The organism is Zoogloea sp. (genome assembly GCF_044344315.1).
Lineage (GTDB): Bacteria > Pseudomonadota > Gammaproteobacteria > Burkholderiales > Rhodocyclaceae > Zoogloea.
The window spans coordinates 1-12,531 of record NZ_JBIJDC010000034.1 but is presented as its reverse complement, the minus strand read 5'-3'; the positions used below and the strand labels follow the sequence as shown (position 1 = coordinate 12,531).

12 protein-coding genes are annotated in these 12,531 nt (G+C 70.2%); 11 read left to right on the top strand and 1 reads right to left on the bottom strand.

Annotated features, from left to right (window positions below):
* From ACIQ09_RS09520 to ACIQ09_RS09505, 4 genes are read left to right on the top strand one after another with little or no spacing between them, the layout of a single operon-like run.
* Complete coding sequence (locus ACIQ09_RS09520) at positions 1 to 657, top strand: tyrosine-protein phosphatase (protein ID WP_398308560.1); 657 nt, start codon at positions 1 to 3, stop codon at positions 655 to 657.
* Positions 654 to 2,399 (top strand): lipid A export permease/ATP-binding protein MsbA, encoded by a 1,746-nt coding sequence (msbA, locus tag ACIQ09_RS09515; RefSeq protein ID WP_398308558.1) that lies wholly within the window; start codon positions 654 to 656, stop codon positions 2,397 to 2,399. Before ACIQ09_RS09520 ends, msbA begins: the two co-directional genes overlap by 4 nt.
* 22 nt (positions 2,400 to 2,421) lie before the next feature.
* Complete coding sequence (locus tag ACIQ09_RS09510; protein ID WP_398308556.1) at positions 2,422 to 3,459, top strand: polysialyltransferase family glycosyltransferase; 1,038 nt, start codon at positions 2,422 to 2,424, stop codon at positions 3,457 to 3,459.
* Positions 3,449 to 4,738, top strand: coding sequence for an O-antigen ligase family protein (locus tag ACIQ09_RS09505; RefSeq protein WP_398308554.1), 1,290 nt, complete (start codon positions 3,449 to 3,451; stop codon positions 4,736 to 4,738). The genes ACIQ09_RS09510 and ACIQ09_RS09505 overlap by 11 nt, the downstream gene beginning before the upstream one ends.
* Positions 4,739 to 4,744: 6 nt before the next feature.
* On the opposite strand, the gene ACIQ09_RS09500 is transcribed toward ACIQ09_RS09505, so the two are convergent.
* Positions 4,745 to 5,551 (bottom strand): DUF5672 family protein, encoded by an 807-nt coding sequence (locus ACIQ09_RS09500; RefSeq protein ID WP_398308552.1) that lies wholly within the window; start codon positions 5,549 to 5,551, stop codon positions 4,745 to 4,747.
* Positions 5,552 to 5,721: 170 nt separating this feature from the next.
* Between ACIQ09_RS09500 and ACIQ09_RS09495 the strand changes: the two genes are divergently transcribed.
* Genes ACIQ09_RS09495 through ACIQ09_RS09465 form a run of 7 tightly spaced genes read left to right on the top strand, consistent with a single transcriptional unit; the run spans position 5,722 to position 12,294 of the window.
* On the top strand, positions 5,722 to 6,573 hold the full coding sequence (locus ACIQ09_RS09495) for a hypothetical protein (RefSeq protein ID WP_398308617.1): 852 nt from the start codon (positions 5,722 to 5,724) through the stop codon (positions 6,571 to 6,573).
* Positions 6,574 to 6,578: 5 nt separating this feature from the next.
* Positions 6,579 to 7,322 (top strand): glycosyltransferase family 25 protein, encoded by a 744-nt coding sequence (locus ACIQ09_RS09490; RefSeq protein WP_398308550.1) that lies wholly within the window; start codon positions 6,579 to 6,581, stop codon positions 7,320 to 7,322.
* Positions 7,323 to 7,360: 38 nt separating this feature from the next.
* Complete coding sequence (locus ACIQ09_RS09485) at positions 7,361 to 8,368, top strand: glycosyltransferase family 9 protein (protein ID WP_398308548.1); 1,008 nt, start codon at positions 7,361 to 7,363, stop codon at positions 8,366 to 8,368.
* Positions 8,368 to 9,414, top strand: coding sequence for a glycosyltransferase family 9 protein (locus ACIQ09_RS09480; protein ID WP_398308546.1), 1,047 nt, complete (start codon positions 8,368 to 8,370; stop codon positions 9,412 to 9,414). The genes ACIQ09_RS09485 and ACIQ09_RS09480 overlap by 1 nt, the downstream gene beginning before the upstream one ends.
* Positions 9,411 to 10,493, top strand: coding sequence for a glycosyltransferase (locus tag ACIQ09_RS09475; RefSeq protein ID WP_398308544.1), 1,083 nt, complete (start codon positions 9,411 to 9,413; stop codon positions 10,491 to 10,493). The genes ACIQ09_RS09480 and ACIQ09_RS09475 overlap by 4 nt, the downstream gene beginning before the upstream one ends.
* Positions 10,490 to 11,557 (top strand): glycosyltransferase, encoded by a 1,068-nt coding sequence (locus ACIQ09_RS09470; RefSeq protein WP_398308542.1) that lies wholly within the window; start codon positions 10,490 to 10,492, stop codon positions 11,555 to 11,557. The genes ACIQ09_RS09475 and ACIQ09_RS09470 overlap by 4 nt, the downstream gene beginning before the upstream one ends.
* Positions 11,554 to 12,294 (top strand): polysaccharide deacetylase family protein, encoded by a 741-nt coding sequence (locus ACIQ09_RS09465; protein WP_398308540.1) that lies wholly within the window; start codon positions 11,554 to 11,556, stop codon positions 12,292 to 12,294. Before ACIQ09_RS09470 ends, ACIQ09_RS09465 begins: the two co-directional genes overlap by 4 nt.
* The last annotated feature ends 237 nt before the right edge of the window (positions 12,295 to 12,531 follow it).

Sequence of the window (12,531 nt, the reverse complement as noted above, 5' to 3'; positions counted from 1 at the left end):
ATGGACATCTCGACCACCAGCGGCCGCATCCGCGCCTGGCTGGACATGCACCTGGTGGATCACGGCGCCGTCCGCGCCGTGTACAGCAACTTCTACGACCTGGGCGGCGGCATGTACCGCAGCAGCCAGCCCAGCCCGGCCCAGCTGCGCAAGTACCAGCAAAGCCTCGGTCTGCGCAGTGTGATCAACCTGCGCGGCGCCCATGGCTACGGCTCCTACGCCCTGGAGAAGGAAGCCTGCGCGCAGCTCGGCATTGCCCTCCACGACGTCAAGCTGTACTCCCGCACGCCACCGGAGATCGAAGAGGTGCACGCCATGGACGCGCTCTTCAAGACCATCGAATACCCCGCCCTGCTGCACTGCAAGTCCGGCGCCGACCGGGCCGGCCTGGGTGCCGCCCTTTACCGCATCCTGCACCTGGGCCACCCGGTCGAGGCCGCCATGGCCGAGCTGGGCTGGAAGTACGGCCACTTCAAGCAGGCCAAGACCGGCGTGCTGGACTTCTTCTTCGCCACCTACGTGGCCCGCAACCGCCAGTCGCCCATCGGCTTCCTGGAGTGGGTGAACACCGAATACAACCGCCTCGAAATGCACAACCGCTTCCGCGCCGAAGGCTGGGCCAGCCTGATCGTCGACAAGGTCCTGCACCGGGAATGAAAAGCGCCTTCCTGCTTTACCGCCGCCTGCTCGGCTCCATCCGCCCCTACAGCAAGGTGGTGGCTCTGTCGGTGCTGGCCATGATCGCCGCGGCTTCGCTGGAGCCGGTGCTGCCGGCCCTGCTCAAGCCCCTGGTGGACGAGAGCCTGATCAAGAAGAACCACGTGGCCCAGTGGCAGGTGCCCCTGTTCCTGATGCTGGCCTTCCTGGCCAAGGGCGTGGCCGAGTACGTTGCCAACGTGTCCAGCCAGTGGATCGCCCACAAGGCCATCACCGACTTGCGTCAGCAGGTTTTCCGCCACCAGATGCACCTGCCCATCCCGGTGCACCAGGCCGAGGCCGGCGGACGCATGCTGTCGCGCATCCTCTACGACATCCCCCAGGTGGGCGCGGCCCTGTCCAACGCCTGGATCATCGTGGTGCGCGACACCCTGATCATCATCGGCCTCACCGGCTACCTCATCTACACCGCCTGGGAGCTGACCCTGGTCATCGTCGCCATCGCCCCCATCGTGGCCTGGCTGATCCGGGTGGCCAGCCGCAAGCTGCGCGGCTCCAACCAGGAGATGCAGGAAACCACCGGTCACCTCACCGGCATGGTCGAGGAGACCCTGGGCGGGGTGCGCGAGATCAAGCTCTTCGGTACCCATGATCACGAGGACCGGCGCTTCGGTGAAGTGGCCGAGCGCCTGCGCAGCCAGACCATGCGCACCGTGCGGGTGTCGGCCGTCAACGTGCCCCTGGTGCAGGTGCTGGCGGCGGCGGCCGTGGCCACGGTGATCTGGACGGCCACCTCCCTGTCGGCCCAGGACAAGCTCAGCCCCGGCGAGTTCGTGTCCTTCGTCACTGCCATGTCCATGCTTTTCGAGCCGATCCGCCGCCTGACCAATATCAACGCAGTGATCCAGCGCGGCCTGGCCGGTGCCCAGAGCATCTTCGAGCTGCTCGATACCCCCGCCGAGGTGGATTCAGCCACCGGCAACTTCCCCCGCGCCATCGGCGAGCTGCGCTTCGACGATGTGAGTTTCAGCTACCCCGGCCAGGCCGAAGCGGCCCTCAGCCACTTCAGCCTCGACGTGCATCCCGGGCAGACGGTGGCCCTGGTGGGCGCCTCCGGCAGCGGCAAGACCACCCTGGTCAACCTGATCGCCCGCTTCTTCGAACCCGGCAGCGGCCGCATCCTGCTTGACGGCGCCAGCCTCGACAGCCTGCCCCTGGCCCACCTGCGCCAGCAGCTCGGCTGGGTCGGCCAGCAGGTGGTGCTGTTCGACGACAGCATCGCCGCCAACATCGCCTATGGCCGGCCCGACGTGCCGGAGGCCGATATCATCGCCGCCGCCCGCGCCGCCCACGCCATGGAGTTCATCGACAAGCTGCCCGACGGCCTGGCCACCCGGGTCGGCGCCAATGGCAGCCAGCTCTCCGGTGGCCAGCGCCAGCGCATTGCCATTGCCCGGGCCTTCCTGCGCGATGCGCCCATCCTGCTCCTCGACGAGGCCACCTCGGCCCTCGACAACGAGTCCGAGCGGGCCGTCAAGGACGCCCTGGTCGAGCTGCGCCGCAACCGCACCGTGATCGTCATCGCCCACCGCCTGTCCACCATCCGCGACGCCGACCGCATCGTCGTCATGGAGCGCGGTCGCATCGTCGAGGCCGGCACCCATGACGAGCTCGTCGCCCGTGGCGAAGCCTATGCCCGCCTGCTGGCCAGCGGCGAGCAGGTCGCCCGGGACGAGGCCTGAGCATGATCGCGGACGTCATCTCATGAGTGACACCGTCGCTGTCTATTTCGTCGCCTCCCCCCTGCAATACCTGGCCGCCCGGCGCATCGCCGAAGCCCATGAGCAGGGCTCCCGCCAGGTGCTGGTGTGGTACAAGCCCGGTGTCACGCCCATCGTCCGCGAGGCCGATTGGGACGCTGCCGTATATATGCCCTGGCCGCGCTGGGAGCCCCTGCCCGGGGCCTTCGGGCGCCTGCGCCGGCAGCGCGCCAACATCCGCCTGGTGGCCGGGCTGATTGGCCGCTGCAGCACCCTGCACATCCACAGCGCGGTGTTCGACACCGAGGCCATCAACTACTTCCTGCGCGCTCTGCCGCGGGCGGCAGGCGCCACGCAGATGCGCGCCCGCATCCTGCCCGACGGCCTCATCAGCATCCGCCGCTATCCCCTGAGCACGGCCAGGCGCCTCGCCCAGTACGCCCGCAAGCTGCGCCGCCTGATCGCGCCGGAACTCGACTACTGGTGTTTTTCCGGTGACCGCATCGGCTCCGATGCGCCCTTTTGCGACCGCATCTATGTGATCCCCGGCCTGCCCCATGAATACCCTGCCGACAAGACCGTGGTGCTGCCGCCGCTGGTCACGCCGCGGGGCGATGGGGTGGCCGCTGGCGGCCCGCGGCGCGCCCTGGTCATCGGTCAGCCTCTGGTGGGCGCCGGCCTGATGAAGGCCGCCGATCGCGATGCGGTGAGCGACGAAATCCACGCCTGGCTGGCGGCCGAAGGGATGGCGCAGATCTTTTACAAGGGCCACCCGAAGGACCCGGAACTGGAGCTCAATCATCCCGACTACACCGTCGTCACCCTCGATGAGCCCCTCGAAGTGCACCTCGCCAACACCCCCTACGATGCGGTCGTCGGCGTGCGCTCCAGCGCCCTGCTGTTCGCCCGCCAGACCAGCCCGGCGACGACCCGGGTGGTGGCCTTCGGCTGGGACCGGGTGCGCTTCAAGTCCGATACCGAAAAGCGCCAGATGAGCGAGGCCTTCCGCACCACCGGGGTCAGCCTGCACGATGCTCCCTGAGCGCCTCGATTCACCGCTGCGGGTCCGGGGGCTGCCTGTGCTGGCGGCCCGCGTGGCCCCCTGGCTGCTGCCCCTGTTCCTGCTCGGGCTGATGCTCTCGGCGGGCCTGGCCCGCAACCTGGCCGTCCTGATGGCGGCCGGCGGGCTGGTGCTGGCCGTGGCGCCCGGGCGCCATCTGGACCACCTCGACCGTCGCTTCATGCTGGCCTGTGCCGTGCTGCCGGCCGCCTACTTGCTCAACATGGCGCTGCTCGGCTGGAACGCCAGGGCTCTTGACCGGCCGGCCCACCTGCTGGCGGCAATGCTGGTGTACCTGCTGTTCCGGCGCCTGGGCATTTCCCGCCCGTCGGTGCTGTTCGGTCTGGCCGTGGCGGGCCTGGCGGCGGGTGCCGTGGCGGCCATGGCCGTGGGCAGCGGCGGTGGCCAGGGCCTGCTGGCCCTCAATTCCGGGCGGCCGATGGGGCCGTTTTCCAGCCCCGGCCCCTTTGGCAACTACAGCGCCGTGGTGGCAGTGGCCGGGTTGGCCGGTGGCTTGGCGGTGGGGGTGCGTCCGCTGGCGGGGGCGCCGGCCCTGGCCCTGCTGGCCATTGCCGGCGGGCTGATGGCGGCCCTGTTGTCGGAAACCCGCTCCGCCTGGGCGGCACTGCCGCTGATGTCCATCGCCGTGCTGATCATGCCCGGCCGTCGCCCCATCCCCCGGCGCTGGGTCATCGCCGGCAGCGTCTCCGCGCTGCTGGCTGCCCTGCTGGCCAGCGAGCTGGTGGGCGCGCGTCTGGCGGAAGGGATTGCCGAAGTCCGTGCCTATGTGGCCAATCCCGGCTCGCCCAGCGCCCGCGAGACCTCCCTCGGCCTGCGCCTGCTGAGCTGGCAGTGGGGCTGGGAGCAGTTCCTGGCCAACCCGGTGTTCGGCATCGGCCTGGGCAATTTCCGCAGCGCCGTGGCAGCAGCGGTGGCGGCGGGCACCCTGCCGCCGATCCTGACCACCTTCGGTGGGCTGCACAACCTGTTCATCGACCATCTCACCACCACCGGCCTGGTGGGCACCGTGGCCATGCTGGCCTTCTGGGTGGGGGCGCTGGGGCACTTCATTGTGGCGCGGCGCAGCCCGGATGCGGACAAGCGCCTGTTTGCCACCTGGGGTCTGGTGCTGCTGATCGGCGAGCTGGTGTTTTCCAACGTCGGGTCGATGTTTGCCTCGTCCCTCGGCACCCTCGGTTTCAGCGTGCTGCTGGCGGTGTTTGCGGCCGGCGCCCATCCGGCCACGCCGGCACGGGCCTGAACGGGTTCAGTTCCACAGGCCCCGGGCGGCCAGCAGGCTGCCCAGCTTGAGGGCATCAAGGCGCAGCTTGAGGCCACCGCGGGCGCGCACCTGGAGGATCTTCCGGGCCGGCACGGGGCGGCCGGCGCGAATCAGGTTCTTCACCAGCCGACGCCCCTGCATGGAGCGCAGCAGCCCCGCCGGCGCCCGTTCCAGCCAGGCCAGCAGATCGGGCTCGGGCAGTGCCCGGTGGAAGTTGAACAGGCCATGGAAGCCGAAGGAGGGCCCACTCGGCGCCTCCAGTTCAAAGGAGAAGCGCCGTGCCAGCTCCAGCGGCGCGAAGCGGATGCCGTGCTCTCCTTCCAGGCGCTCCCGGTACAGCTCGCAGATGCAGTAGTCCTCCGGCTGCAGATCGCAGATCTGCGGGTCCTGCAGGGCGTCGAGCAGGCGGCGGGAGCGTAACGAGAAGCCGCCATTGCCCACCGGCGGCGCCCGGTGAGGCCAGGGGGCGCCCAGGTAGTCGTAGTCGAGAAAGGCTGGATCCCAGGCGCCGGCATCAAGGATGAAGCTGTCCCACTGCATCACCAGCACATGGCTGCCGGTTACGTGGGCTCCCAGGGACTTGATGATGAAGGCCGAGTAATCGGCAACACTGCGCAGGCGCGCCACCGGCTGGACGCGGATGCGCGGGTCGGGGCTGACATAGTCGGCCACCGTCAGCAGGACCGCTTCGCCGAAGCAGGCCTGGTCGAGACAGCGCTGCATCGCGAAAACCGCCAGCTCGGGGTGGCGGGTATCGAGGCAGACCAGGCTGACGTTGGGGAGCTTGAGCATCCAGGGGGCGGGCCGATGATCCGGCGAGACGGGCAAACCCGGAAGGGTAGCGCAAAGCGGCCGCCAACAGATTTTCCCGGCGAAGATCGGACGCACGATTCGAGGGATTACGGCACAATGCGGGCGATATGTCGCGTGCGTCCACCATGCCGAGCCCCGTTTCTTCGTCCGTGTCCACTGCCTCCCCGTTGCGATCACCGGCACCCACCCCAGAGGGCGGGCGCCCCTATCTGGTCTTCATGCGCACGGGCGCCAACGGCCTCTATCCCCGCTGGCTGGAGCAGGAGCCCGGGCGCAACTGGGATCTCTTCCTCAGCTGCTACATGCCGACGCCGGCCGATCCGGCCGCCATTGCCACGGAAATGGGTGGTTACAACAAACTGGAGCATTTCCGCGACTGTGTCGTCTCCGGCGGGCTCGATCTGAGCCCCTATCGCCTGGTGCTGCTGGCCGACGACGACCTGGACGTGACCGGGGGCAGCATCTCGGCTTTTTTCGAGAGTGCCGACCGCCTGGGGCTCACGGTGTCCCACCCCGCTCAGGACTGGAGCGGCTACTGGTCATTGCGCATCATGCTCAGGAACCCCCTGGCCGAGTGGCGCGAGACCAATTTCGTCGAGATCATGTGCCCGTGCTTCGATACCGCCTTCGTGGCCCGCACGCTGGGCGACTTTCCGGTGACCCGCAGCACCTGGGGCAGCGATTACGCCTTCAGCCACCTGGCGCGGGCCGAGGGCGGCCGGGTGGGCATCGTTGACACGGCGGTGATCCGCCACGTCAAGCCGATCCAGGCCGCTGGTGCCTTCTACCGCAAGCTGGCCGCCGACGGCGTGGTGCCGGCCGACGAGCTCAAGGCCGTCCTCGATACCCTGCCGCCCGTCGAGCGTTCGCCCCGGGTGCTCGGCATCCATGTCCGCCCGGGGCCCCTGCAGGGGCTGCGCCGGGGCCTGGCCGGCCTGGTCGAAAAGAAGAAGCGGGAAGTAATGAAGCTCTTCGGGCACCGCCAGGACCGGGAAGACTGAACGCTATGCACATCTTCATCATCAACCTGGAGCGCGCCGCCGAACGACGCGAGACCATCCTGCGCCATCTGCGTGAGCTGGGCCTCGAAGCCGAGATCCTGCCGGCCGTCGAGGGCGCCCGCCTGCCGCCGGGCAGCCTGCCTCCGGGTACTCATCCGGGGCTGTCGCCCGGCGAGATCGGCTGCTATCTGAGCCATGTGCGCTTCTGGGAAACCGTGGTGGCGCGGCGCCTGCCCCACGCCATCGTCCTCGAGGACGATGTGCTGTGCAGCCCCAGCCTGATGCGCGTGGCCACCGAGACGGCGGCCCTCGGGCTGCCTCTCGATGCCCTGCGCCTGTCGGCCCTGCGGCCGATCCGGGGCCTGCCCATCGCCACCCTGTCGGGCGGCGAGCGGCTCATCCTGCCCACCAAGAACCCCAGCGGCACCCAGGGTTACATGGTCAGCCTGGCCGGCGCCCGGCGCCTGCTGGCGGCCCTGTCCGTGCCTCGCTGCCCCATCGATACGGCGCTGGACGCCTACTGGAAGCACGGCTTGCGGGTGCCCCTGGTGTCCCCCAGCGTGGTGGTGGAGGATGCCAGCATCGCCAGCACCATCTCCGGGCGCTTCGGCACCCACCGCAGCAACCGTTTCGTGCAGCACATCACCCGGGTGGCCCAGTCCCAGCGGCGCAAGCTCACCGTTTTCCTGATGGCACGGCAGCTCCGGCGGCAGATGGGCAGCCCCGCCGGGGGGAATGGGGCAGAATAGCGCCCCTGCTGCCGACCCTTGAACTGCCCCCGGCCTCAATGACCACTCCCGACCTTCCCCGTACCGTCGTCGTCCATCACCGCAGCGGCATCGGCGACCTGATCTGGCACATCCCCTACCTGCGCGCCATTGCCGCCGTCAGTGCGGGCGGCAAGGTCAGCGTGATCGCCCGTCCCTCGTGCCGGGCCGCCGAGGTGCTGGCGGCGGAGCCGTGTATCGACGAAGTCATCGAGTTCGATCGCAAGCCGCGCAAGAGCGAGCGCCGGGTCGGCCGCCATGATGGCCTTGGCGCTCAGCTGGCCTTCGTGGCCGAACTGCGGGCCCGGCGCTTCGGGCGCATCTTCATCTTCTCCGGGCGTGCGCGCTATGCCGCCCTGGCCCTGCTGGCGGGCATTCCCCGGCGGGCCGGTTTCGGTTTCACGGTGGCCGAGCGCCTGCTCCTCAACCAGCCGCCCTATATCCGCCCCTACCGCGGGCCGGGCAACTGGGTGTACCCCGAAGCCACCGATTTCTGTGTTGCCCATGGCCTGGTGAGCGGCCCGGTGGTGCCACGGATGGCGGTGGCCACGGCCGCCCTGAGTGCCGCAGAGCGCGATCTCGCCACCCTGCCCGAGCCGCGCTATGCCTTCTCCATCGGCACCTCCGAAGCCCGCAAGAACTGGGGTGCGGAGCGCTTCGGCGCCCTCGCCGCGGCCCTGGCCGGGCGCGGCGGCAGCGTGGTGCTGCTGGGGGGGCCGGCCGAGCAGGGGGCCGCCGAATCCATCCTTGCCGCCGTTCCGGCCGCCCTGCGCAGCCGTGTGATGGTTTCCGCCCAGGCCTCGGTGCAGCGCTCTGCGGCCCTGCTGCGCCATTGCCAGTACTGTGTCGGCAACGACACCGGCGTGCTCAACATGGCGGTCGCCAACGGCGTACCGGCTTTGGGCCTGTTCGGTGCCACCCCGCCCCTGGCCCATGACCCGCTGCTCCAGGCCCTGGCCGGGCAGGGCATGGACGCCATCACGGTGGACGCCGTCGTGGCCCGCCTGGCCGAGCTGGGAGCCCCCTGATGCGCGTCCTGATCGTGCGCAGCTCTGCCATCGGCGACGTGGTGTTCGCCTCGGCCCTGCCCGGGGCGATCCGGCGCCGCCACCCGGATGCCCATATCGCCTGGCTGGTGGAGCCGGGCATCCATGAGCTGCTGTTGTCCGATCCCGACATTGACGAAGTCATCCCCTGGTCGAAGGCCGAGTGGGTGCGCCTGTGGAAGTCCGGCCAGCGCCTTGAGCTGTGGCGGCGCGTGCGCCAGTTGCGGCGGGAGCTGCACGCGCGCCGCTTCGACCTGGCCCTGGACCTGCAGGGTCTGCTCAAGAGCGGCTTCCTCACCTGGCTGTCGGGGGCGCCCCGGCGGGTCGGGCTGGGCTCCAAGGAAGGCAGCCAGTGGCTGATGAGCGAGGTCATCCCGCGGGGGGGCGAGGCCGCCCGGATCGGCTCCGAATACCAGTACCTGGCCCGCCAGATGGGCTTCGACGCGGGAGCGTTCCTGCCTACCCTCACAGTGGCCCCGGCGGCGGATGCCGCAGTGCTCGGCACCCTCGCGGAGCACGGCCTGGTTCCGGGGGCCTACGCGGTGTTTGCCCCCTTCACCACGCGGCCCCAGAAGCACTGGTTCGAAGACGCTTGGCAGGCCCTGGCCCCGTTGCTGATCGAGGCCACCGGCCTGACCCCGGTGATTCTCGGCGGCCCTGCCGATACCGAGGCCGCCGCGCGTATTGCCGCCGCCGACCCGCGCATCGTCAACCTGGCCGGCAAGACCCGCCTGCCCGAGGCGGTCGCGGTGATTGCCCACTCGGCACTGCTCATCGGCGTGGACACCGGCCTCACTCACATGGGCACCGCCCTGGCCCGTCCGACAGTGGCCATCTTCGGCTCCACCTGCCCCTACACCGACACCGGCCGGCCCACCGGCAGCGTGATCTGGCTGGGCATGGAATGCTCCCCGTGCCGGCGTCGTCCCACCTGCGGCGGCAAGTTCACCTGCCTGCGCGACATCACCCCGGCCATGGTGCTGGAACGCGCCCGGGCCATGCTCTCCGCCGGAGGCGCCGCGCCATGAAGATCCTCCACGTGGAAGCCGGCAAGCACCTCTACGGGGGCGCCCGCCAGGTGCAGTACATCACCGAGGGCCTGGCGGCCCGGGGCATCGACAGCCTGCTGGCCTGTCCCATCGACAGCGAGATGAGTCGCCAGCCGCCGGCCGGCGTGCGCGTGCTGCCCATCCGCATGGGCGGCGACGGTGACATCGGCCTGGCCTTCCGTCTGGCGCGCCTGATCCGCGCCGAGCAACCCGACCTGGTGCACCTCCACAGCCGCCGCGGTGCCGACACCTGGGGTGGTCTGGCCGCCAAAATGGCCGGTGTGCCCTGCGTGCTGTCGCGGCGGGTGGACAACCCCGAGTCGCGCCTCGCCGTAGCCATCAAGTACCGGCTCTACGACCACGTGATCACCATCTCCGAGGCCATCCGCCAGGTGCTGCTCGACGAAGGGCTGGCCGCCGACAAGGTGAGCTGCGTGCGCAGCGCCGTGGACCCGGCACCCTTCCTGGCGCCCGTCGATCCCTCCGCCTTCCGGGCCGAGTTCCGCCTGCCCCAGGACGCCCTGGTGATCGGCGTGGTGGCCCAGATGATTCCCCGCAAGGGCCACCGCTACCTGTTTTCCGCGCTGCCCGGGCTCCTCGAGCGCTACCCGGAACTGCAGGTGCTGGTCTTCGGCCAGGGGCCGCTGCTTGGCGAGCTGCGCGGCGACGTGGCCGCCCGCGGGCTTGACGGCGTGGTGCATTTCACCGGCTTCCGCCACGACCTGGCGAGCTGGATCGGCGGCCTTGACATGCTGGTGCATCCGGCCGAGATGGAAGGCCTGGGCGTGTCCCTGTTGCAGGCCGCGGCGGCCGGTGTGCCGGTGATCACCAGCCGCGCTGGCGGCTTGCCCGAAGCCGTGCAGGATGGCGTCACCGGCATCCTCTGCCCGCCCGGGGACGTGGACGCCCTGGCCGCCGCCATTGACCGCCTGGCCGGCGATCCGGCCCTGCGCCACCAGTACGGCGAGGCCGGCCGGCAGCGCATCCTGGCCGAGTTCTCCATCGGGCGCATGGTGGACGGCAACCTGGCCCTCTACCACCAGGTGCTCGGCCGGTGAAGATCCTGACCGTCCTGCGCAGCATGAAGAGCGGCGGCGCTGAGCGTCACGCCCTGCAGCTGATGCGCGGCCTGAGGGAGCGGGGTCACGAATGCCTGTATGCCGGCCCCATGGCTGGCTGGCTCGGCCAGCAGCTCCGGGCCGACGGCTTTGGCGGCATCGATCTGCCCCTGCTGGGGCTCTACGATGTGCCCTCCCTGGTCCGCCTGGCCCTCTATGCCCGGCGCCAGCGGGTGGATCTGCTCCACGGCCACCTGACCCGCAGCGCCTGGTATGTGGGCTTTGCCGCCCGCCTGGCCGGCCTGCCCAATGTGGCCACGGCCCACTCCGACAACGCCGGCAAGCATTTCGGCCGGGCCGACCGCATCATCGCCGTGTCCGGCGCGGTGGCCGACTTCCTGCAGCGCGAGGGCTACGACCCGGCGCGCATCCGCATGGTGCACCACGGCATCGCCGACATCGCCGCGCGCCTGCCCGCCGATGCCCGCCAGACCACCCGGCACGGCCTCGGCCTGGCCGACGACGAACCGTGCCTGCTGATGGCGGCCCGCATCGTCCCGGCCAAGGGCCACGACACCGCCCTGCGCGCCCTGGCCCGCCTGCGCGAGCAGCGCTGGACCCTGCTGCTGGCCGGTGATCACCACGGCGACCTGGGGCCGCAGATGCAGGCCCTGGCGCGGGAACTCGGCATTGCCGAGCGGGTCCGTTTCCTTGGGCTGCGGGAGGATGTGCCGGCTCTGCTGGCGGCCTCCGATCTGCTCCTTGCCCCGTCGCGGCGCGAAGCCCTGTCCCTGACCCTGCTCGAAGCCTCCGCCTGCGCCCTGCCCATCGTGGCCAGCCGCGTCGGCGGCATCGGCGAGGTGGTGGAGGACGGGGCCAGCGGTGCCCTGGTGGCGCCGGATGATCCGGCGGCCCTGGCGGCGGCCATCGCCCCGCTGCTGGCCGACCCGGCCCGGCGTGCCGCCTTTGGCGCCCGCGCCCGCCAGCGCTTCGAGGCCGGTTTTACGGAGGACGCCATGTTCGACAGGACGATTGCCGTATATCGCGAGGCCTGCGCCCGATGACCCAGGTGCAGATCCTCATGTATCACCGGGTCGGGCACTTCCCCGGCCGGGTCAAGGCCCACGGTGCCCTCTACTGCCATCTGCCGCGTTTCCGCGCCCAGATGAAGATGTTCCAGGTGCTCGGCTATTCGGTGGTCAGCCTCGACGATGCCGCCGCCGGCCTGTGCGGCGAGATCGCCCTGCCGCCCCGCCCGCTGGTGCTGACCTTCGACGATGCCTACGTGGACTTCCTCGCCAACGCCGCCCCGGTGCTCAAGGCTCACGGCTACCCGGCCACCGTGTATGCCGTGAGCGGCCTCATCGGCACCACCTCCAGCTGGGATGCCGGCGTCGGCCCCGAGCCCGCGCCGCTGATGAACGCCGCCCAGCTGCGCGAGGTGCAGGACATGGGCTTCACCATCGGTTCCCATTCGAAGAGTCACCTGCGCCTCGCCCAGCAGGAGGATGCCTGCATCGCCGCCGAAACCCGGGACAGCAAGACCGCCCTTGAGGACCTCCTCGGCCGCCGGGTGGATCACTTCTGCTACCCCTACGGCAGCCACGACCTGCGCGCCGTGCAGGCGGCCGCAGCGGCCGGCTATGTCACGGGCACCACCTGCGTGCGCGCAGCGGCCACCCCCGCCGAAGACCCCCTGGCCCTGCCCCGCAAGGCGGTGTCGCGGGGGGATGATGTTTTCGGCGTGGCGTGGAAGCTGCTGACCAAGAACGTGGCGAAGGGGCCGCAGGTCAGGCGGTAGTTGTCTGTTGGGATGTGGGTGGGATGGGTTCTTGCGGGGGATTTCCTGGTTTTTACCTCACATCGGCCGGGAATTCGCCCCGGCGGGCGACCTTCTTCTTTGCTTCGCCAAAGAAGAAGGCAAGAAAGGCGACCCGGCCACCCCGGTCATTCGCTACGCGAATGACTCCCCTGCGCTGCTCCCAGCAGGCGGCCGGCGCGGGCCACCCCCCTCGGGCGCAAACACCCCCCCCCGCCC